Source organism: Leptotrichia sp. oral taxon 215 str. W9775, assembly GCF_000469505.1.
Taxonomy (GTDB): domain Bacteria; phylum Fusobacteriota; class Fusobacteriia; order Fusobacteriales; family Leptotrichiaceae; genus Leptotrichia_A.
The window spans coordinates 272,027-297,996 of the sequence record NZ_KI272860.1; the positions used below are offsets into that span (position 1 = coordinate 272,027).

The window sequence follows — 25,970 nt, forward strand, 5'->3', positions numbered from 1 at the left end:
ACTTTCAATTGTTATAATTAATTATAATTTTCTACTTTAAGCTTTTGGCCATTTTCTTAAAATAAATAGACAATTATGCCTCTGCTGGAATTATATTCCCGTCATCATCTATAGGATTTCCTTCATCATCCACTTTTACAATCTTTATATTATCTAAATGACCTTTAAGACTTTCCTTGAATTTGTCAATGTAAAGTCTTCTATATTTTTCTCTTTCTTTTTTTTCTTCTTCTGTTAATTCCCTCTCTTTTGATAACTTTGTAAATTCATTTATTTTTTTTACTATTTCATCCATCTTTTTCACCATTTTCCTTTCGTCTATCTATATCTATTTTATAAGTAAAGCTATTTTATTGTACCATATATTCGATACCTTTACAACTTGAGAAACTCTATTCTATTATGGTATACTTTGGATAGTAAATTAATCAAAAATGATAAAATCAATTATGCTGAAAAGTAAAATTAAAATAAACTAGGAGGTTTAAATATGTTCTGTACTTTAATTTGTTGTATGGACGGGAGATTTATACACATAATCAATGAATATATCAGGGAAAATTATCGTTATGAATACGTAGATACCATTACCGATGCAGGTCCTGTCAGTAAAATTGTCTATGATGACTATCTTAAATCTGTGGAGGATAAAATTGTACTTATTTCAATAAATAAACATAAATCTGACCATATTTTCGTTGCCGGTCATAGTGACTGTGCCGGTTGTCCAGCTGATGATGAAACACAAAAAGGATATATAAAAAAATCTGTTGCCATGATTCACGAACACTTACCTGAAATAGCTGTAACAGGTCTTTTTGTCACAGAAGACGGTAAAATGGAAGTTCTTATAGATTTTGTATAAATTTTATACTTCCAACTTTAATCATGAAAATTCAATGGATTTACAGGGCTTTCATCTACAATAATTTCATAATGCAGATGAGGTCCTGTTGACATTCCTGTATTTCCAGTTTCTGCCACCTTTTCTCCATCTGAAACTCTTTGACCTGCAACAACATCTATTTTACTTAAGTGGGCATATCGCACTTTTATTCCGTCACTTCCCTTAATTTCTACAAGATTTCCATAATTACCTCTTTTCCCGGCAAAAGTTACTATCCCCCTTATTCCAGCATATACAGGAGTTCCTAATGATACAGCAATATCCACTCCCCTATGAAATTTTACTGATTTTAGGACAGGATGATTCCTATTTCCAAATTTACTTGTTATTTTTCCAGATTTTACAGGCCACAAAATTTTCCCAAAATTGTTATTTCCAATAGTTTCATTCTGAATATTCTGAATTCTTTGAACTTCCTGATTATCTACAATATTCTTTACATTTATATTTTCAATTACATTTTCTTTTATACCAGATTTATAGTTTTTCTTATTTAGTCCATTAATATTTTTCAAATTTTCATTTGTATTAATATATGTGGGAGTATCTTTTATTTTGATTATTCTATTTTCTTTACTGCCTGCAAGTTCTTCTCCTGTTATTTTTATTATTCCCTGCACCTTTTCTACCTTATTTATTTTTTCATCTTCAGCTATTTCTTCTGCTTTTATTTCATATAATTTTTTTTCTTCAGTATTAATGGCATTTGTCAATTTTTCTTCTATATTTTCAGTAATTTCTTCTTCAAAATATCCACTATTTATATTAATTATCTGATTTATCTGAAATAATATAGAAAATAACAGTATGGCAATTACCATAATTCCTGCTATTTTTTCTATATCATATTGTAATTTTTTCCCTGTAATCTTAATTCCTGCCCCATTTATCATTTTCCTTCCCCTTTTTCCAGTATTATTATTTCCCTTTTATTTTTTTCTATTTCCTTTTCTTTCCTGTCGTTTTCACTCTTTAGCTTTTTCAATTTTTCTTCTTTTTCCCGTTTCTCCTCCTGTAAACTTCTTCTTTTCACAATTATGTTATTTCGCAGATGATTATTTGGATTTCCTATTATTTCCATCCCTTCTTCTATATCTTTCCCGAATATTTCTATCTTTTCTCCATTACTTATACCTAAGTATATTTCCTTTTCAGTAACTCTATTTTCACCATTAATCAAATAAATAAAAAATTTACTCTCATTTCCTTTTTTCTTCTGAACTACTGAACTTACCGGCACTGTAAGAACATTTTCCCTTTTCTGGTAATACAGATATATATCAAATATTTCATTTAATTTAAAATCTCCAGCTGAATTTACTAAAAATTCTAAAGTTTTAATATCTTTTATTCCTGTATCATTTATTTTATAAAGTGTTGCAGGAACTTTTTCTCCTTTTACCATCATATTTTCTACTTCTGCCCTATTTCCTGCATTCAGATATTCGTTCCGTGATAATTTCACAGGATCACTTACTATTTTCATATCACGATTTTTTACTAATAAAACAACCGGAAGATTTTTACTGTTTGTTCCTCCTTTTACAGCATTAATTTTTACTATATATCCATCTACAGGACTGACTACATTTCTCTGAATCAGGGCATCATTTTCCACAATTGTATTTAGGTCATCTTCGATAGCTTTTATTTCCCCTTTTATCTTCTGTAACTGATTTTTAACATCCATTCCAAGCTTGTATTCTTCTTCCAGAAATCTGAGCTGTGATTTTTTCCCCGCCAAAATCCTTTTTTTATCTTTCATTTGATTATCCACATCATTTTGTTTATAATCACTGAATTTTATTATTACATCCCCTTTTTTTACTTTATCCCCTTCTTTAAAATATATTTCATCAATTCCCAGCTGAATATCAATTCCAATAGCTATTAAATCTTTTGCTTCAGCTTTTCCCCTCATTTTTTCAAATATCTCAAGATTTTCCCTCCTTACCTTTTCCACTAAAAATTTTTCATTTATTCTTGGGGTGCAGGTACCTATCATTAGTAAAACTACAAGAATGAATATAGAAGGTAGCAACCATATAATACTGTCTTTACTATTTTTCATAACTAATGTTCCCCGTCAAAATATGATACTTCATTCAAATTATCCTCATATGGAAAATACTGTCTTTTTCCCAGATACAGCTGGTCATCCCTTCTCTGGACAGGGCATACAAAAAAGCCCCAGTTATTCATATCTGTATAGATAAAAAATCTTACTGTATCGTTTTGTATTGTATCTGTGTCATTTTGAGTTATTATTCCTTCAAATTTTGGCATTATTTCTTCTGCATCCTCTTCCACATAATCTGATTCATTTTTATAAATCATTTCCTTTTTGAGCTCATCTTCTGCATTATGCAAATATATTTTAAGCTCCATTGCTGATATCGATTTGTCTATATATCCTACAAGAATATCAGCTTTTCTTGAAGTTTGTAATATCACAAATTTTTCTCCATCATATTTTTCCACTTTCACTGAATAAGGTACTAAAGGAACTTCATTTTCAATATTTACATCCATATGGCCAAATCTCTTATAATCAAGATATTTTATAGCTCCGTCAAGACAGTTAAGTTTCAGTTCATAGTCATCCCTATGGCTTAACTCCTTGTATTCTATCATTTTTCCTGGAACGAATTCCTTCAGTACTTCCTGAAAGGTGTTTATCTTCGTAGATTGACCGCTCAATTTTATTAAAGAATATTCAAATAACAGCCCTTCATTATAATAGGTATTTAAAAATTTTCTTAACATTCCATATATATCTGATTTTACTATTTTTTCTATTTCCTTTATTGTAAATACTTCTTCAGGATAATCTGTTACTGTTTTAAAGATTCCTTTCCGCATTATATGTAATTTCCATGACTTTAACTGGGTTATATGTAAATCATTTACTTTTTCATATATTTTAGGTACATCAAATTTTGTTCTCAATCTGCTGTCAACTGTAAAAAATTCCTTTTTCATGTTTTCAGCCGCTTCCCATAGCATATAGAAATTATTTCTTATTTTTCTATATTCTTCACTCATTTTATTTTCAAATTTTGCAAATTTTGTTGGTATAATTTTTTCACATTTTTCATATTCCTCATCCATTTTTTCGAATATTTTTTCTGTCCCATATTCATCAATAACTTTATAAATCATATCATTGTCATATTTTATAAGTTCATCTATGGATATTAACCTGTTTTCAGAATACTTAGCTGCAAAAATTATTTTTAAATATTGCATTATTCTATATGTAAGATTATTTCCCCCAAAATTTTCATCTCCATTTTCAAAACTTGTCTTAATATCGAGATGATAGGATATTCTTCCATTTTCTATCCTGTATTTACATGCGGCAAGATCTGTAGTTCCTCCACCACAATCTATTATTAGGGCACTGTACTCTTTATTTTCAGTATATTTCCCCTTTTTTATCTGATTTTCTATTGTATTATAAAGTACTGCAATTGCTTCATCCATCGCATTTTTTCTTATTATTTCATATTCATATACTTTTTCTCCTCCAGTTTCCTTTGTAAAAATCTCCTGAAACATATTAAGAAACTGCTCCTTGAGTCTCACAGGACTCGAAGCATGAATTTTTTTAAACTTGCACTTAAAAGTATACTCCGCCCTCTCCACTACATATTTTAAATATGCCTTTATTATTTCCTTTCTTTTTACATATGCCGTATTTCCAAATCCATCAACAATTTTTTCTTCATCTTCATGATTATGAACCCATCTCTTAAGACCATAAAAAAGTGTCCCATTTACTATATAGTCATTCATTTCAAGTTTTCTGAGCACATCATATCCAAATGAATATTTTATATTTTCTGAACTACTGCAGTCATCTACATAAGCCAGTGTAGGAATTATTTCTCTGCTGTTTCTTTCTCCATCGTTAAACTTCACATAATTTATTTCATTTAATTTTATACTGCCATTTAATATATCATTTGTAGGAAGATTTTTTACATAGTTACTGTCTAGATATGCCCCCAATGCTGTATTTGCTGTTCCAAAATCTATACATAAAATTGTACTTGTTTCTTCAAGTTCCCTTACTTCAAAATTTTCAATATCAACTTTATAATAATCCAGTTTATACGGATATGTAGGTAATTCATTCTCATTTTTTATGTTATAAAATTTATTTATGAACTTTAATTCAGGCTCTTTAAAAAATAATAATGAAAATTTGTTATTTTTCAAATTTTCCACTCTGAAAAATTTCTTGTCAGACACTAAATAATAAGAATCTTTAGATTGTAAATCCTTTTCAAGCTGAAAAATACCACATAAATAATTATTCGCATTCACTAGGAAAGCATTTGCACTGCTTATATAATCAGGAAGTATTATTTTATAATTATCTTCCCTTGTCAGATTCAGTTCCTTATACATTATTATTTTATGAGGTATCTTTATTTTATTTTCGTGATGTATCCTCATACTTAATTTGTCATCAAACAAAGCCTGCAAATACGACAATCCATTTTCATTATAAATATTAATACAGTAATCAGGTTTTGCCCCTCTGTATTTTAAAAGTATATTTATCAAATCTTCCCTGTCAGGAGTATCAGCATATGCCTCTACAAGTTTTTCATCCTTTGCAATCTGATATATTTCATAGTATGATTTTCTTCTCAGTTCCTCTTCATAAAAAAGTCTCATTTTCCCCCCTAGTTTTTAACTTGTTAATTCTTTTTCCAGCTCTTCTATATTTTTATATCTTTCCTTTTTTTCCATATTCATTCCCTTTTCAATTATCCTTCTTATTTTTTCACTTACATAATCTTTATACATCAGTTCAGGATAATAAAATCTTTCCAATGAATCCATAGGTCTGTATTTATTCAGCATAAAATACAGTAATGCACACAAACTGTATACATCTGTTCTTCTATCAGTTTCCGCTTTTTGCGAGTACATTTCAAGCGGTGAATATCCAGGAGTCCATTTTAAACATCCTCTATTTTCCTCACTTAAGTTTTTACCTAATCCAAAATCTATTATTTTTATATTGTTATTAGCTTCCACTATTATATTTGAAGGCTTTAAATCCCTATGTATCACATTTTTCCCGTGTATTTTTTTTAATGCTTTTATGATTTTTAAAAATATTCCCAATATTTCCTCTTCAGTCAGTTCATTTTCCAAAATATACTGTTTCAGGCTTGAACCTTTACAATATTCCAAAAGCATATATTCTGTATTATTTTCTGTAAAATAATCTATCAGCTCCACTATATTTTCATCTTTAAATTTTCTTATCAGTTCTGATTCCTTCCTAAAATCATTTTTTATCATTTTAAATTTACTTTTATATTTTTCCGTAAACACTTTGCTATCCTCGTCTCTTATAACAATGTTTACAGGAAAACATTCCTTTACAATATATTTTCTATTATTATACAACACCATATAAATATTGGAAAAATTACTTTCAGCTACATATTTTATTATCTTGTATTTATTTTTCAATTTATAATTTAATGGTAACCTGTTCAATTTTATCCTTTCCATTCCTAAATATTTTTACAGCTGTTCTTTTTCCAGCTTTTTATTTCCATTACTGTCTCTTCCCAATATTTCCCAGTTTTTCTGAATTTCCTTTTCCAGACTTTCTATATTTGAATTTTCTTTCATCCTTCTATTTTTCATTTTTTTCCCAGAGTTTTTTCTAATATTTTTCTGTCTTCTATTTTTCGTTATTTCTTTATCCTTATTTTCTTCTATTTTATCTATTTTTCCCATATCTATATTTTCAGAATATTCTGTATCTATTTTTTCTGTTTCTATGCTATTTTCTGCTTTTAGAAGTTTTCTTTCATTTAATTTTATTGGAGTGGTCTTTGTTATTTCTAAATTATTTTTTATATTTCCTATATTTTCAGAATATTTTATCTGTTTTCCTGTAGCCATAAAAAAGAATAAAAATATCATCATTACCATAAAAAAACCTAATGGATTCCTATACTCTACATCTCTATACTGATCATACGAAACTGCTATTTCTTCATCTTTTAAATTCTCCACAAGAATTGATAAAAAAGGAACAACCATTTTTTTATCTTTTTCTTCCTTTTTTATCTTCAATGATAGAGTTTCTTCAACAATATTTCTATCTTTGAAATTTTTCAACATTTCACAAATTTCATATTCATCTATCAGTTTCCAGAACATTTCTGTTCCTATAAGAATATAATCATTTTCTTTTAGAATAACTTCCTTTATTTTATCTCCGTTTAATTCTTCAAACAATTTATTTTCTCTGAATATTTTTAACTTATTTCTTCCTACATTACCTGCTATCAGTTTATTTCCTTCAATCATAACAGTTAAAATTGATATATTTTCCAGTTTATTCCTATTTTCAGATATATTTTTCCATAATTCCTTTATAGCCTCATTCAAAAATTTATTTATATTTTCCACTGAAAAACTGTCATTTTTTAAATATTCCTCCACTACTTTTACCACTGCTGTTTTAGCCAAATTCTTTTTTAAAGAATCAACCCTTGACATGCACCACAATCCCTTGTTCCTATTTGGAAGAAAAGCTGAAAAAGTATTTTTTTCAGCCATTCTCTCATATTCTTCAAAAAAGAAGGTGGTGTACTTATTTTCTTTTTCCACAAATTCCCCTCCCAATTTCTATTCCTATTTCCAAAACTGCCACCATTTTTTATTAGTTTTTTTCTGGATTTTCTTTAATTTTTTATCTATTCTCTGCTCATCTTCTATATTTATATCTGATAGTTTTATATTTTCTTTAGCCTGTTCGTATTTTTTCTCAGCCTCTTTCCAGTTTTTATTTTTTGATTCCTTATCTCCTTCTTCTTCATACAGGAAAACTTCCGATCTTTTTATTTTTCTCTCTAAATATTCCAGTTTTAGCTGATTATTAAAATTACCTTCATTTTTCAAAGTTTCAAAGATTTTTTTTGCTTCTTCATATTTGGAAATACTTTCTAAATATCTTTTCAGAACATACATCTGATCCCCTTGTATTTCAAAATTAGTTGCACTTTCAATATCTCTCGATATTTTCTCCCTCTTTATTCTTTCCTGCTCTATTTCTTCTTCTTTTAACTGAATTTCCAGTTTTGACTGTTCCGACTGCTGGATAAACTCTTTTTCCTTTTCACTTTCATATTTTATAAATTCCTGAGTCTGATTTATAAATTTATCTACATTATTTACATTGTTACTGTCTTTAAGTTCCTGATACATTGTCCTTGCCTTTGTCAAAAGTGACAGTGCTTCTGAAGGATTATTTGATGTTATCTGATTTAAACCCTCCTGTACCATATTATTTGCTGTCTGTAATTTTGCCATCTGTCTTGAATTAAGTTCCTGTATTTTAGTATCTATTTCCTGACTCTTCACAGTATCTCCAAGAATCTGATAAGTTTCCCTTGCCTGATAGTAAGCTTCCCTTGACATATCCACATCTGAATGCGACAGTACATCACCCTTGTTTTCAGCCAGCAAGGCTCCATTATACGACTGCTTTTCCTTTTCATTTATTTCTCTTATTTTTTCTTCCATACTTGAAACGTAATCTGCTCTTCCATTTGCTAAATATATATCTGAAGCCATTTTATAGTTTTCTTTAGCAAGATTATAATTTCCTGATGTAAAAGCTGTGTCACCTGTTATTTCTAAATTTTTGGCTTCCTTTAACTTTGAAGTTGCTTCTATCCTGCTATTTATTTCAGAAAGAACTTCTTCTGTATTTACTTCATCCCTCTTATATGTATTCTGTTCAAGACTATATTTTGCTTCCTGATATTTTTTTGATGCTTCTTCATAATTTCCATTATTAAAAAATTCATTTCCTTCTCTTATATCACTGAAACCCTTCTTTAATTTTTCTGTATCCTTTATTTTATTTTTTGTTTCTTCTATTTTTCTATCCATTTCTTTTCTTCGTGCATCTGCATTTAGAAAAAATCCTATTACACCTCTGCTTTTAGGTTTTAATTTCTCATATTCTCCTATTACCAGCTCTAGCTCCTTTACCGAATTTTCAAAATTTTTCTTTATAAGTTCTTCTTCCGCCTGCTGTTCATAAACCGTCACTTTATTCATAATATCTTTTCGCTTCTTTACTTGCCATAATGTTAAAGTTAAAATTATTAAAATACTTGCTATTGCCACTAATGAAATTTTCATAAAAAATTTCCTGTTATTTTTTTCCATTGGTAAAGGTTCTGCAACAGCTTCTATTCCCACTGCAGCAAAAGTATAGTTTTCCACATTATCCCTTAAAGTTGCTATAACTTTTTTTTCAAGGGAAACTAACCATTTCTTACCTTCATCATATCTTGAAAGTTCCACTTCCATTTCTTTTTCATCAATATTTTCCCAAAAACCTATTGTTGTAAGGCAAAAAGTGTCCTTTTCCTGTAATATTACAGGAGTTTTCAGTATATTAGGTTTTATTTTCCCATAATCCCCTATTGCCTGAAGTAAATCATTCCTCTGTCTATGATATTTCAAATCCCCTGTATTTAAAGCTTCTTCCCCTACAAGTAACTGAGCAACTGTGTCATCACTGCTCTGTGAAATTACATATCCATTCCTTAAATGATAAAATCTCGTATTTCCAATATTTCCATATAACAACGCATTATAATTACTTATTACAATAAGAAGTGAAGTGTGCATCAATGAATATCTTTCTGTTTCAGTCTGCTTTTCCCTTACTTTTAAGTTTGCATACGACATTATTTCATTAATTATTTCTATATTAAATCCTGGGTGCAGCATAAAATATTCTATTGCAGATTCCACTGCCAGCCTTGCTGCCACATCTGCCCCTTCTTCTTCATCAAAACCGTCTGCCACTGCCCATATAGCATAATTATCTAACTGGATATACCCAAAATAGTCATTATTTTTATTTTTTGTACCTGCTTCACTGAAAAAAACTGTTGTAAATTTTGCTTCATTTTTTCTCATTTACCCCGCTCCTGATTTCCCTTTTATAATACCTCTTTTTTCGATTTTGATTTTTCCTTATTCCAGTCAAAATTTTCTCCGCATAAATTCACAAAAATAAACTTACTTTCTCCTATCTCAATTAAATTATATGCCTTTAATTCCCTTGTGTCATACAACGCTTCATTATCTATGTATATAAGACCATTTGCCTGGCCTGGCGTTATCATAAAAATTCTTTTTTTGGGATTATAGCTTATCGAGCAGTGATTTTTTCTTGAAATTGAATTATCCCCTGTTAACTGAATATCCATGTCATCTCCCCGCCCAATAAAATTTCTTTCACTGACTATACGGAAATCTTTTCCCTTTTCTGCCCCTTCAATACATGTCAACCAGCCAACAACCGGATCGATATTAACATCCTTTGACCAATATGCCATTGTTTTATCATCATCTTCCATTTCTTCAACCAGATTTATTTTATCTTCCTTTATTTCCAGATCCAGTCCTTCAGATTTACAGTATGGACATACAGCATATCTTGAAACATCATACATATGGCCATTTTTACATCTATCTAATTTCATTCTTTTCCCCCGTTTTTATCCTCTTATATTTTACTCATTATTTTAATAGCAGCTTTGTTGTTGCTAAATATATAATATCTCCTGACTCTACCTTTACAGGCGTATTCTTTTTTAGCTTAACTTTTCTTTTATCCCTTATTCTCTCAATTCCACTGCCATTCTGTGAACCTAAATCCTCATAATACCAGAGACCATTTACCCTATTTAATATCCCATGTGCCCTGCTCACAAGATTTCCATATACAGCTTCCCCAACATCAATATCCACCTTATTTCTAGGAGTTTTTTTCCCTAATAATAAAGAAGTTGCCCTACCTATTTTCCATACTTTAATATCATAGTCATCACAATTCTTCAATATTATATTTTCCAGCTGATTTTTTTCAAGCTGTTCAATATCTTTAACTTTTTCTAAAAATACATCATGTTCCTTAGTTCTTTCATTTTTTATTTCCCTTATTTCATTCTCAAAATTTACTTTTTCATTGAATCTTTCCACAATAAGAAGATACAATGTTATTGCTATAAATATAAAAATTGAAACATACATACTTTTTATAGAATATCCCGAAAAGTGAATATATACAAAAGTCATAAATAAAATTATTAAAATAATACTGTTTTTTAGATTAAAAAAATTTCTCTGTTTTTTACCTTTTGCTAAAAGTATCCGTTTTTCATATTTTTTAATGCCTCTATTTACCGACATCCCATCATTACTTTTATTTTCTGTCATTCCACCTGTTGTTTCTGACCTATTTACCAAATTTCTAAATCTGTTTAAATTTCCCCTTCTGATTACAAATCTTCTAAATAATCTTACTGGATTTAAAAAATACAATATATTTCTCATATTCCCCCTATTGAATTTTTTAGCTATTTCTTTTTCATCTTAAAAAAATCTTCAAAATTTCTTTCTATATTTTTCTTATATTTCTCTGAATTCTTCCTATTTACTTTATCAATATTTTCCACATTAAATCTGGAATTAAACATATTTTTTATGTCATCAGGCATAAAGGAAAAGCTGCTGGAAGTATTCCTATATTCATTGAAATTTCTTTTTTCCTTTTTAGAAGCCTTCAAATCTGGCTCTTTTCTCTTTTTATCGAATTCTTCTCTTTTTCTGTTATCTGATAATATTTCATATGCTTCAGAAATTTTTCTGAATTTTTCTGAAGCACTTTCATTATCAGGATTTCTGTCTGGATGATACTTAAAAGCTAATTTCCTATATTTTGATTTTATTTCATCTATTTTTGAATTCTCTGAAACCCCTAAAATTTCATAATAATCTTCTTTTATCCTTTACTACCTCCTTTCAAATTTATTTACCCCCTTTTATAAACCTCTTCCACTAACTATTCAATCGTTATCTTTTTAGGAATTATTCTTTTTTTCTCTTTTATAGTTCTTTCCTCCCCAAGATTTTCCAAAATCCTTAAAAGGTTCTCATAAAGCTCTTCATTAGTATAATCTTCATTTGTATTACCTAATTTTCTGTTTATATATGCTGTTATTACTTCCCTTTCAATAATTTCCCCCTGCAAACAGCTATTATAAAAATTAATATCAAATATATCAAGATTTTCCTTTTTAGAAGCTTCCATACCCCATAATTTTAATATTTCCGGATGTAAGGTTCCTTTCTCATTTTTGGAAGAATATTTTACATTTATTATTTCAAGCAAATTGAAATCTCTTCTCAAATCCTTAAAATCTTTATAATCATTTCTCAATTCTGCACCTGTTCTAGTTATAAACCTAGTTATTTCTATTTCATTATCCAGAATTTTTTCTTCCTCTGTAAGTATAAATTCTCCCCTTCTTATATAATATTTTTTATCTTCTATATCTGAAATAAGCCTCAATTTCAATATATATTTATTTTCAACCTCCGGCATTGGAAAAATATAATCTTCTCTCATTCTATAAATATTTTTCCCATATTTTGCTATTCCTCCAGTTATTTTTACTTCTCTCTTTTCTGTATCACTTACTATTTCAAATCCCTTAATTATTCCATTTTTTCTGTCCATATACATGAGATTCAGCATTTCTTCAGGATTATCCCTAAGTAAGTCCAGTTCTTTTTTATCTATCAGTTCTCCCCTTTTAAATATGGGGTATCTATTTTCAAACATTCTCTTAACCCCAGTCTATATTGTATAGTTATTTAACAGGACTGTCTTTGAAAATATATCTTCTCAAAGACATCCCGTTTCATTTGGTTATGCCTCCTGTGAAGCATAACCTCCTTCAATTGCTACTTCTTTTACCTTTTCCTTTTTCTGTTTGATTTTCAGAATAAACGTACCTGTACCTGCCTGATTTCCATATTCTTCAATATAGTCCACCACAAATACATTTGTCATGTCAATTTTTCTTACCATCTGACCTGCAGAAATTATTTCCAGCGAAGCCTGTCTGTAAGCATCACTCGATTCTGACGGTACTAGCGACCATCTTGCTACTTTTCTTGTGTCATCTTCAGTGTCTCCACCTGCCGCCGCTAAAATTTTCCCTTTAATTTCAAGTATTACGCTTAGGTCTGTCGCACGTGCATTCGAGTCATCTGGAGTTTCTGATATATACCTGACATCAAGAATACTCTCCTTATCCAGTAAAATTTCTTCAGTTTGTCCCTTTACATTAAGTCTAAAACCCATTAACTACCTCCTTAAATATTTATTTAAATTTGTTGCAACCTATTTATTTATTTCCACCTGAAGATTTTTAACATTTCCTGCAAATGTTATATTCAGCTGGCATATACCGTTTTCCTCATCTATAATATGTGACATATCGTCACCCTTCTGCATAATCCCGTTAACAAACTTCTCATCTTTTACCCATATGGATTTCTGGCTTTCAGGATGTGTACTGAAAAAGAAATCCAGCTTGTCTTCCTTAAAATCTGTCGTTATAAATCTCAATGTTCTCTCTATAAAAGTTGTTGTTAAAGTCTTATATAACGGTTCATATATTCCATCACTATTTTTTGACAATGTCCTAGCCTTATAGACAATAATATTTCTTATTTTCTCTTTTTTTACATGTGCTGTATCTGAAGAAAATATAAATCCATATCCAAACTGGTTTATTTTGTCTTTAATAGTATTTGTAAAACCTGATATTTCCTTTGCCATAGTTGTTCTGGCCTTATATGAGTTATCCTCAGATTCTATATCAAACCTTACACCAGGATATATTTGTGAAACTGAAGTAAATCTTTCCCTCAGATAGTTAGGACATTGATATGCCCCTGTAATTCCTGCTGCCACATATGCTCCATCTATATATATCCCTTCAATCCAGAATTTCATAAGATCTTCCTTTTCAGAAGACAGTTTCACTCCATTTTCTTCCTCGTACTTCATTTTATAGTCCAGCAGCACTCCTGACTTATCCTTCGGTATTATTGTAAAATTAGGAATTACAGGTATCACATATTCTGAATAGCTCTGATTTTCCAGAATTGCAGTTTTTTCCATATATTTGTCAGGGCCTTCCACTGCAAGACTGTTAAATGTTGTTTCATCATTTCTTTCAAAATTGAAAAATATCTGTACCTTATATTCTCCTAAAACTGTCATCAGGTTTGTTAAAGTTTCCATTGTATTTTTTTCAGGTTTTTCTTCATTCTGTTTCCCCTTAAATCTTTCCCTTATTTTCTTTTCCTTTTTATTTATATCCAGATCTACATTTGGATATATCCCAAACCATATTGTATTTTCAAAGTCATTTTTTGCATTGACAGTATTAAAAAAAGCTTTTAATCTCTCTTTATTTCCTGTTTTAACAAGCATTTCCGATTTAATATTTGTTACAAGCAATTTTGGTTTCATTAAGGAAAGTTTTGTATTATATTGCTCAAAAAACATTTTTACACCTAAAAGCTTTTCAATTAACGGTTTTGCAATTTTAATGAAATTTTCCTGTGCATCCTTATAAAAGCTCAAATAGTTATTATAATTTTTTACTTCCTGTTCAGGTTCAATATTTACAATACTTTCTGCCAAAGGTACAAATGTTCTTACAACCAGATCTTTTATATATTCATTTGGTTCTTCGGTGACATTTTCATAATCTTCCTTAAATGTTGCGACTAGGGCATTTGTATTTTTATCCTCTGTAATTGCAAGTGCATTTGATTCTTCCTTCTTATATTCGATTACTTCCAGTTCCCCTTTATTTCCAACCTTTAACATTCCAAGTTTTATCTGATCTGATTTAAATGTATTTTCATCGTGGCCTAAAAGAAGTCTGGTTTTAATATCTTCAATAGCCAAAGGCAGCATACCAAGGACGTTACTGTAATTATGTGATGCTTCCTCAAATTTTTCATTAAGCCTGTCACCAAGCTCAAATTTCTGCGGATTTTCTTCATCAAGTTCCTCATATTTGTTATAAATATATGCAATTTCTTTTCTAGTCTGCTTTATATCCTCAATTACCTTTTTCGGTGAAAGTAATTCCAGAATATTTTCAAATTTAAAATCAACATTCTTATTTCCCTGTGACTTTCTTGCTTCTATAAGCGTATTTAACATTTTAAAAAACGTATTTCCATTGTCTATTTTTATCTCATTTATTAGTTCATCCGGTATTCCTTCCGGCCTTTTTAAAAGATATTTTATACTTTGTGTAGCTGAATTGTAATAACTGTAAACTTTCGGTTCAAATTTTTTAAGAAAATCATCAAAATCTGATACTAAAAGATATTTATTAATTTCTATTATCCTTTCATCAGAAAGGGAATCCATATCCTTTACTTCATCAATCAATGTCAGTAAATCCGGTTTTTCAGGATTTATTTCCTCAAATAGAATTGTTCTGTTTGTCTGTGTAATAATATTTTTATTATTCATACTCAAATAAAGCATTAAAATATTATAAATATTTTATACTTTTCCTCCCCCTTTATTTTATAAATAGTTAAAATTTTAAATTAACTAATTATTAATTAAAAATATAATACACTTATTTTTAAATTTTGTCAAGTAAAATATTATTTTTTTTTAATCTATTTTATAAAATTATTCTGAACACCAATATTTTAGCTATTTTCTAAAATAAAAAACTATCTCAAAAGAGACAGTGACTAAAATAAATCATGTGATAGTCATCTTCCCATTGAGATAATTATGTAATTGTCTTATTTTTAAAATACATCTTTATCTGATAACATTGCATCCTTTGTTTTAAACATTTCAAGCAACTTTTCTACAGTCAGGTGTTTTTTCTCTTCTCCTCTGATATCAAATATTATCTCACCTGCATGTAACATTATCAGCCTGTTTCCATAATTTATTGCATCCTGCATATTATGTGTAATCATCAAACTTGTAATATTATTTTTTTCTATAATTTCTTTTGTCTTATTTAAAATAATAGCTGAAGTCTGAGGATCAAGTGCCGCAGTATGTTCATCCAGTAGAAGTATATCCGGCTGATTTAATGTTGCCATTATTAGTGAAAGACATTGTCTCTGTCCTCCTGACAATAACGCAACTTGTGTAAATAACTGATTTTCCAGTCCCAGTCCTATACTTTCCAGCTGCTGTTTATAGAAATTTAAATTCTTAACATCAAGACCAAAAGTAAAGTTAAATTTTTTCCCTTTATTTTTAGCCATTGAAAGATTTTCAAGAACAGTCATTGAAGGAGCTGTTCCTTGAGATGGATTCTGATAAACTTGTGAAATCCATTTAGCTCTCTTATGTCTTTCAACATTAGTAAGATTAATATCATTCAACATTACAGTTCCCTTATCAGGCATTATCTGTCCATTCAGAACATTCAGTAATGTTGATTTTCCTGCCCCGTTACTTCCTATTATTGTTATAAAATCTCCATCATTTATTTCTAAATTCAGATTTTTAAATACTTCTTTTTCAGTACCTAATTCAGAGAAGAATGTCTTATATAAATTTTCTATTTTTATCATCTATGCTTCTCCTTTTTCCAGTAATTTTGCTTTATTTTTACCTTTTTTTGATTTTTTTCTATATTCATTCCATAAAATTATTCCAAGAATTACTGAAGTAATTACTTTAGTATCTGTAGGTTTTACTTCCAGTATTTTAGTTATATTTTCATTGATATTCAAGTTTCTGTACAGATTCTGTGTCCAGTTATTTGACATCAATGCCATATTTACTATACAGTAGTATAACAATGAACCTACTATTATTATTGAAATTTCGTTTACCATTCTTGATTTTTTAAGTACACCTAGCCCAAGTATTATTGCCGCAAGTCCAACTACGATTGTTCCAACTCCAGACTGTAAATCCGCTACTTTTAAATCCTGAGCAAACAATGCTCCAGACAATGCCACCAGTCCGTTAGAAATCATTAGACCAAAAATTTTAAGCCTTTTTTCATTTACTCCAAGACTTACAACAAGCTGTTCATTGTTTCCTAAAGCTCTTAATGCAAATCCAAATTTTGAAGTAAGTATATAATCAATTATCATTTTAATTATAAATACTATTAATGCAGTCAGCATAAGTTTAATATCCTGTGTTGAAACCACATAAAACTCTAAAAGTATAAATATAATTACGTAGACAATCATTGTTCTTATTACATATTTATTTTCTTTTATTTTATAGTCATAGAATCCTTTTAAAATAAGTAATAACACAAAAACTACTGTAAATATTATAAAGTATTTTTCATATGTTATCATTTCATATATACTTCTATCTCCAGGAATTATTGCATTTGAAGAACTGTTAATTCTAAAGTTTATACTGTGAAGCCCTGTTCCTACAAGTATTCCCGCCAGTAGACCTTCAATATCAAAATATACGTGCAATGCTCCTGTTATATACCCGGCCAGCATTCCTCCAATAGTTGCAAGGATTAATCCTATTATTGGATTAGTCATACCAAAAAAACCATTTTGAGACAGTGAAAAGGCTGCAAATATAAATCCTCCTAATGGAAATGTTCCATCCACTGACAAGTCCGGAAAATCCAGAATCTTATAAGTTATATAAACCCCCATTACCATTATTGAATATATTAGCCCTGTTTTCATTGCTGTCGGGAGACTTTGTATAAATATTAATAATTCATTCATTTACTTTTTCCTATCCTTCTTTCTTTAATTTACTTTCCTTCTTATTTATATATTTTGGCATTTGTTAAGTCCAGTTTTTTCAAATCCAGTCCTAGTTCTGCCGCAGTAGTTTCATTTACATATAAAGTCATTTTTTTAGATAATTCATATGGTATCTGATCTACCGGTTTCCCTTTTAAAATTTCAATTGCCATTTCTCCAGTTCTTTTTCCAAGTTCAAAATAATCAAGTCCCATTGTGAATAACGCTCCTGCTTCCACAGAAGAATTTTCACTTGAAACAACAGGCTTTTTAGCAGCTTTTGCTTCTGAAGTAATTAATTTTATTCCGGAAACTACCAAGTTGTCAGTTGGAAGGTATAATGCATCACTTTCAACCAATGCATTTTTAGTAGCTTGAGGTAATTCTGATAATGAACTTACCCCTTGCAGCATAACAATCAGATTTTTTTCTTTCGCCTTTGCTTCTATTTCTTTTACCTGAACAACTGAATTCTGTTCAGAAGGATTATACAATACAGCTATTTTCTTTACTTCCGGCTTTAATTTTAAAAGCAAGTCAAGCTGTTCGCCAACATTATCAAGTCTGTCACTTGTACCTGTTACATTTTTATTAAGCAGTTTTGCACTTTCAGGATCAGTAACAGCTGAGAATAATACAGGCATATCTGATATTGTATTTACTAATGCCTGAGCTGAAGGTGTTCCAATTCCCAGAACTAAATCCTTTTTATCAGTTTTATATCCATTAGCTATTAAAGTTGCATTCGATATAGTACCTTCTGCATTTTTTTCATCAAAGACAGCTTTTATTCCAGCTTCTTCAAATGCTTTTTTGAAACCTTGTTTAACTAAATCCAATGAAGGATGAGTTGCTATCTGGGTAATACCAATTTTATAAGTTTCATTTCCTCCGCTACCTTTACTTTCATTATTCTTATTTGAAACTTCACCTGGCTTTCCACAAGATAAAAGCATAAGAGTACTTAAGATTAATACCATTAATTTTTTCATTATTTTTCTCCCAACTAGAATTTTAAATTTTATTTCCACATTCTATATTTAATCTATTGTTTTCGCTTTTGATTTTATATCTTCCGGCAAACTTATTCCAATTGCCGCCAATGTTTTACTGTTAATTACTATATCATTTAAATCCATCTTTTTAAAAGTTATTTCAGAAGGATTTTTACCATTTTTCAATATGTCAACAGCTATTTTTCCTGCTTCTTTACCCATTTCATAATAGTCTATTCCCTGAGTTATCAAAGCTCCACCTTTTACATGGGCTGATTCAGCACCAAATGCTATTTTCTTTGCTTTTATTGCCTTCTCAGTAATAAGATTTACTACAGATGCCACTAAATTATCTGTTGGAAAATATAATGCATCTGATTCTTTCACTAAAGTTTCTGAAGCCTGTGGAATTTCACTTACCTGCGTAACACTTTTTTCCACAATTGTTATTCCAAGTTCTGATGCGGCTTTTTTCAAATCATCAACTTGAACCTTTGAATTTTGTTCTGAAGAATTATAAATGACACCTACTTTTTTTATTTTACTGTCAAGTTTCAGTAAAAGTTCCAACTGCTGCTTAACATTTACTCTGTCACTTATTCCTGTCACATTTTTCTTAAGAATTCCAGCTGCTTCCGGATCAGTGATAGCTGAAAATACTACTGGAATTTTATCTGTTGATTGTGCTGCAGCCTGTGCAGTACTTGTTGCTATTGCATAAATCATGTCAACCTTTTCTGTAACAAAATTATTCGCAATCATATTTGCTGTTGCGATTTCACCATTAGCATTTTTCTCATCAAAAACTACTTTTAAACCTGCTTCTTTAAAGGCATCTTTAAAACCTTCCCTTGCACTGTCCAACGCAGGATGGGCAACTATCTGAGTAATCCCTATCTTGAAACTGTCCTTGGATTTTCCTCCTCCTGCTTCACTGCTGTTCTTTCCTTCATTCCCACAACTTAAAACAAGCATTATAGCAATGCCCACTAATAAAAATATTTTTTTCATTCCTACTCCTCCTACTATCCTACTAATTTTTTAACAGTATAATAATAACATTTTTTTCTACTTAAAGCAATATATATATTATTCATATATTAAATAATTACTATTCAATTTTTTAATCCATGATATAAAAAAACTGTTCCCATTTTTTTAGAAACAGTTTTTCTATTTTCATATTAAATTTAAATTATTTCTATTTTGCTTTTGATGCAGCTACTTTATCAGCTAATTTTTTTCCAACTTTAAACTTAACTACTTTTTTAGCAGCTATTTTGATTTCTTTTCCAGTTTGAGGGTTTCTTCCTTTTCTTGCAGCTCTTTTTTGAACTCCAAAAGTTCCCCAACCTACAAATTGAACGCTATTTCCTTTAGCTAATGATTTTTCAACAGTTCCTAAAAATTCATTTACTAATTCTTCTGCTCTTTTTTTAGTTTCTCCTGTAGCTTTTGCATAAGCTTCCACAAATTCTTTTTTTGACATACTACTGTCCTCCTGTTATTAATTGTACTTAAAACTGATAATATAGCCTTAAGCTATATAATATATTGTAATATATTTTTTCAATTTGTCAAGTAAAAAGATTACTTTTTCTATTTAATTAACTATAAATTAATTTTTATATTTATGAAAGTTGTTTATTTTTTTCTTCTTGTAACAACTTTTATCCCTTCATTTACTAAGAACGGTATTAAAGCAAATATAATTACTATATCCCAATCAGTAAACGATAACTGCGTAACTTTGAATATTTGGGCAATTCCAGGTATCGATGTTAATCCTACCTGTAAAACTATTCCAACTATGATTGATAAAATTAAAACTTTATTTTTAAAGAATCCAACTTCAAATATTGTTTTTTTACTATTTCTCATTGTCAGTGAATAGAACAACTGAGATACAGTAAGCACTATAAACGCCATTGTTCTTCCATATGTCATTGCATTTAAAGCTTCTTTACTTTCATTATTGATTACTTCGCTGACTGCAAATCCATGTTCCTTTACACCAATATAAAATGCCGCTAAAGTTAAAGCTCCAATAAGTACTCCTGCTATTGCCGCCCTATATCCTGCACCTTCTGCAAAAAAGCTTTCTTTAGGATCTCTTGGCTTTCTTTTCATAACATCCTTATCTCCAGGATCTACTCCAAGTGAAATCGCAGGCAATGTATCAGTTACAAGGTTAAGCCATAACAGTTGTATTGGAAGTAAAGGTGAAGGCCAGTTAAACATTGTTGCAATAAACACACATATTACTTCTCCAAGATTACATGAAAGAAGGAACATTATTGTCTTTTTAATATTATTGTAGATATTTCTTCCTTCTTCTATTGCATGAACAATAGTAGTAAAGTTATCATCTGTAAGAATCATGTCACTTGCACCTTTTGAAACGTCAGTTCCTGTTATTCCCATTGCTACACCTATATCAGCAAATTTTAATGATGGTGCATCATTTACTCCGTCTCCTGTCATGGAAACTATATTTCCCTGTTCCTTAAATGCTTTTACTATCTTAACTTTATGCTCAGGAGAAACCCTTGCAAAAACTCTATATTTGTTAATTTCCTTTGCAAACTGTTCATCCGGAATTTCATCTATTTCTGCTCCAGTTAAGCTTTGACTTATATCTGTTGCTATTCCAAGTTCCTTTGCAATGGCAACAGCAGTATTTTTATGGTCTCCTGTTATCATAATCGGAGTTATTCCTGCTTTTTTAGCCTCTATAATCGAATCCTTAACTTCTGTTCTCGGAGGATCTATCATTCCGACAATTCCTACTACAACAAGATTTTTTTCCATTTCTTCTGCAGAAATCATATCATCTGTATCCTTAAATGCTACTCCTAAAACCCTTAAAGCAGAGTCAGACATTTCTTCTGCAGCTTTTAATATCTTATCTTTCATTTCCTGAGTTAAAGGAACAATGTTACCATTTACAAGTACTCTGTCAGACTTAACAAGAATATTGTCAATAGCTCCTTTAGTATGAACTCTGTATTTCCCTTCCTCTTCATTCAATGTAGACATTAATTTTCTGTCTGAGTCAAAAGGAAATTCTCCTACTCTTTTATATTCTGTATTCAATGTATTCTTTTCAAGATTGAACCTATCTCCTAGTACAACTAATGCAACTTCTGTCGGATCTCCTATATCCTGTCCACTATCAATTGAAGCATCTGAACACAGTACAAATGATCTTATCAGTTCTTTTTCATCCCTGTTTGCTTCAAAATCTCTGCCTTCTGACGGAACTTCTCTCAGATTGTCAGGAGTATAGATTTTTACAACTGTCATTTTATTCTGCGTTAATGTTCCCGTCTTGTCTGAGCAGATTATATTTACAGCTCCGAGAGTTTCTACAGCTGGAAGTTTTCTTACAATGGCATTTATTTTCGACATTCTTGTTACTCCCATTGAAAGAACTATTGCAACTATTGCTACAAGCCCTTCAGGTATTGCAGCAACAGCTAGACTTATTGCTGTCATTAGCATATCTATCCAGTTTCTTCCCTGTAAAAGTCCTATTACAAATATAAGTCCACAAATTACCATTGCCATGTATCCCAATGTTTTCCCAAGCTTATCAAGCTTTACCTGTAATGGAGTAAGTGTGTTTTCATCTTCATCAAGTATTTTAGCTATTTTACCAATTTCTGTCTCCATTGCAGTTGCTACAACAACTCCTTCTCCTCTTCCATAAGTAGCCATTGTAGACATAAACGCCATATTTTCCTTATCTCCTACAGGTATTTTAGCATCTTCTGTAATAAAGTTGGCATTTTTCTCACTAGGAACTGATTCCCCTGTTAATGCAGATTCCTCTATCTGTAAATTTGCACTTTCTATAAGTCTTATATCAGCTGGTATAAAACGCCCTGCATCAATTATTATTATATCTCCAGGAACTAAATCTTCTGAATTTATTTCTACAACTTCCCCATTACGTCTTACGGCACTTTTAGGTGTCGTCATTTGCTGTAATGCTTCCAGTGCCTTTTCAGCCTTTGACTCCTGAACTACCCCTACAACTGCATTTATAACTACAACTGCAAGTATAATTATAGCATCAGTAACTCCTTCAAGCCCATGAGCTATTATGTTTATTACTGCCGCACCTATTAACACATAAATAAGTACATCCTGAAGCTGCCCTACAAACAGCTGTAATAAACTCTTTTTAGGTTTCCCCTTTAATTTATTCTGTCCATATTTTTCAAGTCTTTTATTTACTTCTTCTGTCGTCAGTCCTGTTTTAGGATCTACATTCAGCTCTTTCAGTACTTCTTCCTGTGATTTTGTAAACCACATATTTCATTCCACCTCTCTATATTTTTATTTCACTATTATATATGATTTGTAATATTTTCGCAATAGTAAAATAAATTAATTTGAAGGCCACCAGTCTTCTCCTTCATAACCTAGATTTCTGTCATAATATCTTAAATATTTCAGCAGTTTTTTATCTTTAAACAGATCATATTCAATTCCATGTACAGATTCCAGCAATTTTTCCACTTCATCTCTATTCATCACTTCATAATTAGGCATTAAATTAAGATGTTTCATGTCTATTTTAGGACTAAAACCATAATCCCTCATATCTGCATCTTCTGTATAGTTGTTAACTTTATCAAATAAAGGATAGCCCTTTGAATCTATATATTTTTCATCAATAAATATATAGGAATAAGCTATCACATATTTCTCATTTTCAATGTATGCTTTTAATCTACCAGATAAACTTTTAACGCAACTTCCGCATCAAAGGGAATAGGAATTGCTATTACTTTTTTTCCTGAATCTATAAGTCTTGCAATTATTTCGCTCTGTTCTTTTGGAAGATACCCGACTCTTTCCTTATTTTCATTATATACAGCCACCAGATTTAACGAAGCTCCATTAAACTCCCTGAATAAATCAAGTACATTAGCATATCTCATTTTAATATTGAAGTTTCTTATATATTTTATTCCTGCAAGGTATGTATCCAGTAAGAATATCTGTCTTGATTTTACAGTATATTTATCAATCAGAATTTTAGCATATTCAAACATCATTTCCTTACCTGAACGGATTTTCTCTTCTCTTCCATTTTTTTTCTGTATTACAAGTACACCATTTCCAAATCCATATTCACTTACCATATAGTTTCTCTGGGTTTTTAAAAACTCAAAGTATTCCATCATTTCCTCAAAAATCATTACTTCCTTCTGGGTTACCTGAAATGAGCCTTTTTTTATTTCTATGGAGTCGTTCTCAATATATGAATAATATAGTCTTCCATCAGAAAAAATTTCTATTTCATAGTTTCCTCCATAATAAAGCCCGTCAAATTCAAGCTTTATCCCACTAAATGTATTTGAAAACATTTTTTATTCACCTCTTCTAAGTATTATTCATCAACCTTTACTTCAGACCTTCAAGTTTCCCTTCAAGAAACATTTTAAGATTATTCTCCACTTCATCCATAAGTCTAGTTAGACTTTTTTCAGATTTCCATGCTATATGAGGTGTTATAATAAGATTTTCCAGTTCAAACAGTTTTGAATCCTTTTCAACAGGCTCAACACTTGTAACATCAATTGCAGCTGATTTTATTATTTTATTTTTCAATGCAAAGTATAAATCTTCCTGATTTATAACAGGTCCCCTTGCCAGATTCAATATTGCTGCACTTTTTTTCATTTTTTTCATTCTTTCAAGATTTATCAAATCCCTCGTTAATTCCGTCAAAGGTGTATGAAGTGTTAGAATATCACATTTTTCAAGTACTTCATCTAAATCGTACCTTTTTTCATGAATATTTTGTGATTTATTTTCATCATAATTTCTTCCAGGAATTTTTGCAACCATTACTTCCATTCCTAAAACTTCCGCTATTGCCGCTACCCTTTTCCCAATATTTCCAAATCCCACTACTCCAAGAATTTTTCCTTCAGCATCATTTACAGGATAACTTTGATATTCAGGAATCGTAATATCCAGCCATTTGTTATTTTTTACTTCTTTACTGTATTCCGTTATTGGTGTCAAGGCATTCAAAAGATAGGTAATTGCAAGCTGTGCCACTGAATTTGTAGAATAATCTGAAACATTGGCAGTTTTTATACCTTTTTCATTTCCACTCTTAATATCAATGTGATTAAAACCGGTAGCAGTTATAAGAACCAATTTCAGCTTAGAAGCCTTGTCAAAATGTTCTTTTCTCAGCTTAATCCTATTTGTTATTATTACATCTGCATCACTTATTCTTTCTATAATCTGATCTGCATCTGTATCATCATACTCAATGTACTCTCCATATTTTGAAAATCTTTCCTTAAGTTCAATCGGTCCGGCTGTTATTCTATCCAGAAAAACTATTTTAAGATTCTTGTCCATAATGTATTCTCATCCTTTTCTTAAATTTCATATTATATTTATATATCTGATACAATTTCCACATCAGGTCTAAGTTTATATACAACATCTTTTCTTTCAACTATAATCATTACTTTTTCCCTAAGTTCCTTATCTTTTTTTATTTTTTCAAGCAATTTTCTTGCAGGATTTATTGCAATTGCATTTCTGACTTTCTTAAACATTGTAAAATCTCCTGTTGTATCTCCGTATGCATACGATTTTTCCAAATCTATATCGTATTCTTCACAATATTCAGCAATTGCTTTCTTTTTGCTGTTAGCATCCCACATTGGTATAACTTTTCCAGTAAAAATCCCTTTTTCATCTGTTAAATATTTTGAAGCTTTGTAATTTTTCACATTATACTTTTCAGCCATTTTTCCTACTAAAAAATCTGGACTTCCTGAAATAATAATTACTTCATGCCCTTCATTAGTATGATACAAAAGTCTGTCTCTTGTGTATTTATACACCTTATCCCCTTTTAGTTCTATAACTCTTTTTGCAAGAAAATCCATGTCAGCCTTACTGAAATTTTTCAGTGCTTCCACATAAATTTCTACAAGTTCTTCAAGATAATCGTCATAATCTCCTGTTCTACTTTCCCATTTGGAAAACTTTTCCTTCACTTTCCCTTCCCATGACATTACATTAATATACTCATATTTCACAAGAAGCTTGAAATGCTCAATAAGTAGGGAATTCCTATGAATCGTCCCATCAATGTCAAAAAATGCCGCTATATTTCTTTTCATACACATCACCTATTTTCAATTTATTTATATTATATACTATAATAGTAGATATTTCAACAAACATTTGAAAATAAAGACTTTAAAGCTTTATGTATGCGTTATCTATGTATTACATTCAAAATTTTTTGTTATCTTAAATAGCATATCTGAAAATAATTCAGTATAAAGCATCATCATATTTTAATCATCTCTTTTTTAAAAGGCTCTATAATATATATGGGGGTGGAAAAA

The 25,970-nt window shown here is 30.0% G+C and carries 24 protein-coding genes and 1 pseudogene; 1 reads left to right on the top strand and 24 read right to left on the bottom strand.

Going from position 1 to position 25,970, the window contains the following annotated elements; genetic code table 11:
- Nucleotides 1-73: 73 nt before the first annotated feature.
- Complete coding sequence (locus tag HMPREF1984_RS08200) at nucleotides 74-295, bottom strand: DUF896 domain-containing protein (protein ID WP_036100325.1); 222 nt, start codon at nucleotides 293-295, stop codon at nucleotides 74-76.
- Nucleotides 296-490: 195 nt separating this feature from the next.
- Here HMPREF1984_RS08200 and HMPREF1984_RS08205 point away from each other — a divergent pair, with 195 nt between their 5' ends.
- Nucleotides 491-865 (top strand): carbonic anhydrase, encoded by a 375-nt coding sequence (locus tag HMPREF1984_RS08205; RefSeq protein ID WP_036100219.1) that lies wholly within the window; start codon nucleotides 491-493, stop codon nucleotides 863-865.
- Nucleotides 866-882: 17 nt separating this feature from the next.
- Here HMPREF1984_RS08205 and HMPREF1984_RS10985 read toward each other — a convergent pair whose 3' ends face one another.
- The 23 genes and pseudogenes from HMPREF1984_RS10985 to HMPREF1984_RS08315 form a co-directional block, all read right to left on the bottom strand.
- Nucleotides 883-1,800: a M23 family metallopeptidase gene (locus HMPREF1984_RS10985; protein ID WP_021767498.1), complete on the bottom strand. Its 918-nt coding sequence runs from the start codon at nucleotides 1,798-1,800 to the stop codon at nucleotides 883-885.
- Nucleotides 1,797-2,978 (bottom strand): efflux RND transporter periplasmic adaptor subunit, encoded by a 1,182-nt coding sequence (locus HMPREF1984_RS08215; protein WP_021767499.1) that lies wholly within the window; start codon nucleotides 2,976-2,978, stop codon nucleotides 1,797-1,799. Before HMPREF1984_RS08215 ends, HMPREF1984_RS10985 begins: the two co-directional genes overlap by 4 nt.
- A gap of 2 nt (nucleotides 2,979-2,980) precedes the next feature.
- Nucleotides 2,981-5,596: a hypothetical protein gene (locus HMPREF1984_RS08220; RefSeq protein ID WP_021767500.1), complete on the bottom strand. Its 2,616-nt coding sequence runs from the start codon at nucleotides 5,594-5,596 to the stop codon at nucleotides 2,981-2,983.
- A 15-nt stretch (nucleotides 5,597-5,611) separates the two neighbouring features.
- Nucleotides 5,612-6,433: a serine/threonine-protein kinase gene (locus HMPREF1984_RS08225; protein ID WP_036100329.1), complete on the bottom strand. Its 822-nt coding sequence runs from the start codon at nucleotides 6,431-6,433 to the stop codon at nucleotides 5,612-5,614.
- Between the two features lie 27 nt (nucleotides 6,434-6,460).
- Nucleotides 6,461-7,561: a hypothetical protein gene (locus tag HMPREF1984_RS08230; protein WP_156894263.1), complete on the bottom strand. Its 1,101-nt coding sequence runs from the start codon at nucleotides 7,559-7,561 to the stop codon at nucleotides 6,461-6,463.
- A 24-nt stretch (nucleotides 7,562-7,585) separates the two neighbouring features.
- On the bottom strand, nucleotides 7,586-9,892 hold the full coding sequence (locus HMPREF1984_RS08235) for a PP2C family serine/threonine-protein phosphatase (protein WP_021767503.1): 2,307 nt from the start codon (nucleotides 9,890-9,892) through the stop codon (nucleotides 7,586-7,588).
- Nucleotides 9,893-9,915: 23 nt separating this feature from the next.
- Nucleotides 9,916-10,461 carry an FHA domain-containing protein gene (locus HMPREF1984_RS08240; protein ID WP_021767504.1) on the bottom strand — a complete coding sequence of 182 codons (546 nt, stop codon included), beginning with the start codon at nucleotides 10,459-10,461 and terminating at the stop codon, nucleotides 9,916-9,918.
- A 37-nt stretch (nucleotides 10,462-10,498) separates the two neighbouring features.
- Complete coding sequence (locus tag HMPREF1984_RS08245) at nucleotides 10,499-11,314, bottom strand: FHA domain-containing protein (protein ID WP_021767505.1); 816 nt, start codon at nucleotides 11,312-11,314, stop codon at nucleotides 10,499-10,501.
- Nucleotides 11,315-11,337: 23 nt separating this feature from the next.
- Nucleotides 11,338-11,547, bottom strand: coding sequence for a hypothetical protein (locus HMPREF1984_RS11650; RefSeq protein ID WP_021767506.1), 210 nt, complete (start codon nucleotides 11,545-11,547; stop codon nucleotides 11,338-11,340).
- A gap of 33 nt (nucleotides 11,548-11,580) precedes the next feature.
- Nucleotides 11,581-11,766: pseudogene (locus HMPREF1984_RS11715) on the bottom strand (DnaJ domain-containing protein); the annotation flags it as partial.
- Nucleotides 11,767-11,822: 56 nt separating this feature from the next.
- The gene (locus HMPREF1984_RS08255; RefSeq protein WP_021767507.1) at nucleotides 11,823-12,605 is read right to left on the bottom strand and encodes a hypothetical protein; all 783 of its coding nucleotides are present in this window, start codon (nucleotides 12,603-12,605) and stop codon (nucleotides 11,823-11,825) included.
- Between the two features lie 87 nt (nucleotides 12,606-12,692).
- Entirely contained in the window at nucleotides 12,693-13,130 is a 438-nt protein-coding gene (locus HMPREF1984_RS08260) for a hypothetical protein (protein ID WP_021767508.1), read from the bottom strand.
- Nucleotides 13,131-13,169: 39 nt separating this feature from the next.
- On the bottom strand, nucleotides 13,170-15,332 hold the full coding sequence (locus HMPREF1984_RS08265) for a hypothetical protein (protein WP_021767509.1): 2,163 nt from the start codon (nucleotides 15,330-15,332) through the stop codon (nucleotides 13,170-13,172).
- A 293-nt stretch (nucleotides 15,333-15,625) separates the two neighbouring features.
- Nucleotides 15,626-16,411, bottom strand: coding sequence for an ABC transporter ATP-binding protein (locus HMPREF1984_RS08270; RefSeq protein ID WP_021767510.1), 786 nt, complete (start codon nucleotides 16,409-16,411; stop codon nucleotides 15,626-15,628).
- A complete protein-coding gene (locus HMPREF1984_RS08275; RefSeq protein WP_021767511.1) occupies nucleotides 16,412-17,554 on the bottom strand; it encodes an ABC transporter permease in 1,143 nt (380 codons plus the stop codon).
- 41 nt (nucleotides 17,555-17,595) lie between these two features.
- Nucleotides 17,596-18,567 carry an ABC transporter substrate-binding protein gene (locus HMPREF1984_RS08280; protein ID WP_036100224.1) on the bottom strand — a complete coding sequence of 324 codons (972 nt, stop codon included), beginning with the start codon at nucleotides 18,565-18,567 and terminating at the stop codon, nucleotides 17,596-17,598.
- 48 nt (nucleotides 18,568-18,615) lie between these two features.
- A complete protein-coding gene (locus HMPREF1984_RS08285; RefSeq protein WP_021767513.1) occupies nucleotides 18,616-19,581 on the bottom strand; it encodes an ABC transporter substrate-binding protein in 966 nt (321 codons plus the stop codon).
- A gap of 190 nt (nucleotides 19,582-19,771) precedes the next feature.
- A complete protein-coding gene (locus HMPREF1984_RS08290; RefSeq protein WP_021767514.1) occupies nucleotides 19,772-20,059 on the bottom strand; it encodes an HU family DNA-binding protein in 288 nt (95 codons plus the stop codon).
- A 155-nt stretch (nucleotides 20,060-20,214) separates the two neighbouring features.
- A complete protein-coding gene (locus tag HMPREF1984_RS08295; protein ID WP_021767515.1) occupies nucleotides 20,215-22,890 on the bottom strand; it encodes a cation-translocating P-type ATPase in 2,676 nt (891 codons plus the stop codon).
- Nucleotides 22,891-22,965: 75 nt separating this feature from the next.
- Complete coding sequence (locus tag HMPREF1984_RS08300) at nucleotides 22,966-23,280, bottom strand: hypothetical protein (RefSeq protein WP_021767516.1); 315 nt, start codon at nucleotides 23,278-23,280, stop codon at nucleotides 22,966-22,968.
- 26 nt (nucleotides 23,281-23,306) lie between these two features.
- Nucleotides 23,307-23,951, bottom strand: a complete 645-nt coding sequence (locus tag HMPREF1984_RS08305) for an HIRAN domain-containing protein (protein ID WP_021767517.1) — start codon at nucleotides 23,949-23,951, stop codon at nucleotides 23,307-23,309.
- A 37-nt stretch (nucleotides 23,952-23,988) separates the two neighbouring features.
- Nucleotides 23,989-24,963, bottom strand: coding sequence for an NAD(P)-dependent oxidoreductase (locus HMPREF1984_RS08310; RefSeq protein WP_021767518.1), 975 nt, complete (start codon nucleotides 24,961-24,963; stop codon nucleotides 23,989-23,991).
- A 38-nt stretch (nucleotides 24,964-25,001) separates the two neighbouring features.
- On the bottom strand, nucleotides 25,002-25,739 hold the full coding sequence (locus HMPREF1984_RS08315) for an HAD family phosphatase (protein WP_021767519.1): 738 nt from the start codon (nucleotides 25,737-25,739) through the stop codon (nucleotides 25,002-25,004).
- Nucleotides 25,740-25,970: the final 231 nt, after the last annotated feature.

What these genes read in the sequence shown, in the direction of transcription:
- HMPREF1984_RS08205 (WP_036100219.1), top strand. Translation starts at nt 491, where the DNA reads ATGTTCTGTACTTTAATTTGTTGTATGGACGGGAGATTTATACACATA.
- HMPREF1984_RS08305 (WP_021767517.1), bottom strand. Translation starts at nt 23,951, where the DNA reads ATGTTTTCAAATACATTTAGTGGGATAAAGCTTGAATTTGACGGGCTT.
- HMPREF1984_RS08315 (WP_021767519.1), bottom strand. Translation starts at nt 25,739, where the DNA reads ATGAAAAGAAATATAGCGGCATTTTTTGACATTGATGGGACGATTCAT.
- HMPREF1984_RS08310 (WP_021767518.1), bottom strand. Translation starts at nt 24,963, where the DNA reads ATGGACAAGAATCTTAAAATAGTTTTTCTGGATAGAATAACAGCCGGA.
- HMPREF1984_RS08265 (WP_021767509.1), bottom strand. Translation starts at nt 15,332, where the DNA reads ATGAATAATAAAAATATTATTACACAGACAAACAGAACAATTCTATTT.
- HMPREF1984_RS08270 (WP_021767510.1), bottom strand. Translation starts at nt 16,411, where the DNA reads ATGATAAAAATAGAAAATTTATATAAGACATTCTTCTCTGAATTAGGT.
- HMPREF1984_RS08290 (WP_021767514.1), bottom strand. Translation starts at nt 20,059, where the DNA reads ATGTCAAAAAAAGAATTTGTGGAAGCTTATGCAAAAGCTACAGGAGAA.
- HMPREF1984_RS08240 (WP_021767504.1), bottom strand. Translation starts at nt 10,461, where the DNA reads ATGAAATTAGATAGATGTAAAAATGGCCATATGTATGATGTTTCAAGA.
- HMPREF1984_RS08220 (WP_021767500.1), bottom strand. Translation starts at nt 5,596, where the DNA reads ATGAGACTTTTTTATGAAGAGGAACTGAGAAGAAAATCATACTATGAA.
- HMPREF1984_RS08245 (WP_021767505.1), bottom strand. Translation starts at nt 11,314, where the DNA reads ATGAGAAATATATTGTATTTTTTAAATCCAGTAAGATTATTTAGAAGA.
- HMPREF1984_RS08215 (WP_021767499.1), bottom strand. Translation starts at nt 2,978, where the DNA reads ATGAAAAATAGTAAAGACAGTATTATATGGTTGCTACCTTCTATATTC.
- HMPREF1984_RS08235 (WP_021767503.1), bottom strand. Translation starts at nt 9,892, where the DNA reads ATGAGAAAAAATGAAGCAAAATTTACAACAGTTTTTTTCAGTGAAGCA.
- HMPREF1984_RS08260 (WP_021767508.1), bottom strand. Translation starts at nt 13,130, where the DNA reads ATGGGTTTTAGACTTAATGTAAAGGGACAAACTGAAGAAATTTTACTG.
- HMPREF1984_RS08275 (WP_021767511.1), bottom strand. Translation starts at nt 17,554, where the DNA reads ATGAATGAATTATTAATATTTATACAAAGTCTCCCGACAGCAATGAAA.
- HMPREF1984_RS10985 (WP_021767498.1), bottom strand. Translation starts at nt 1,800, where the DNA reads ATGATAAATGGGGCAGGAATTAAGATTACAGGGAAAAAATTACAATAT.
- HMPREF1984_RS08255 (WP_021767507.1), bottom strand. Translation starts at nt 12,605, where the DNA reads ATGTTTGAAAATAGATACCCCATATTTAAAAGGGGAGAACTGATAGAT.
- HMPREF1984_RS08280 (WP_036100224.1), bottom strand. Translation starts at nt 18,567, where the DNA reads ATGAAAAAATTAATGGTATTAATCTTAAGTACTCTTATGCTTTTATCT.
- HMPREF1984_RS08200 (WP_036100325.1), bottom strand. Translation starts at nt 295, where the DNA reads ATGGATGAAATAGTAAAAAAAATAAATGAATTTACAAAGTTATCAAAA.
- HMPREF1984_RS08295 (WP_021767515.1), bottom strand. Translation starts at nt 22,890, where the DNA reads ATGTGGTTTACAAAATCACAGGAAGAAGTACTGAAAGAGCTGAATGTA.
- HMPREF1984_RS08285 (WP_021767513.1), bottom strand. Translation starts at nt 19,581, where the DNA reads ATGAAAAAAATATTTTTATTAGTGGGCATTGCTATAATGCTTGTTTTA.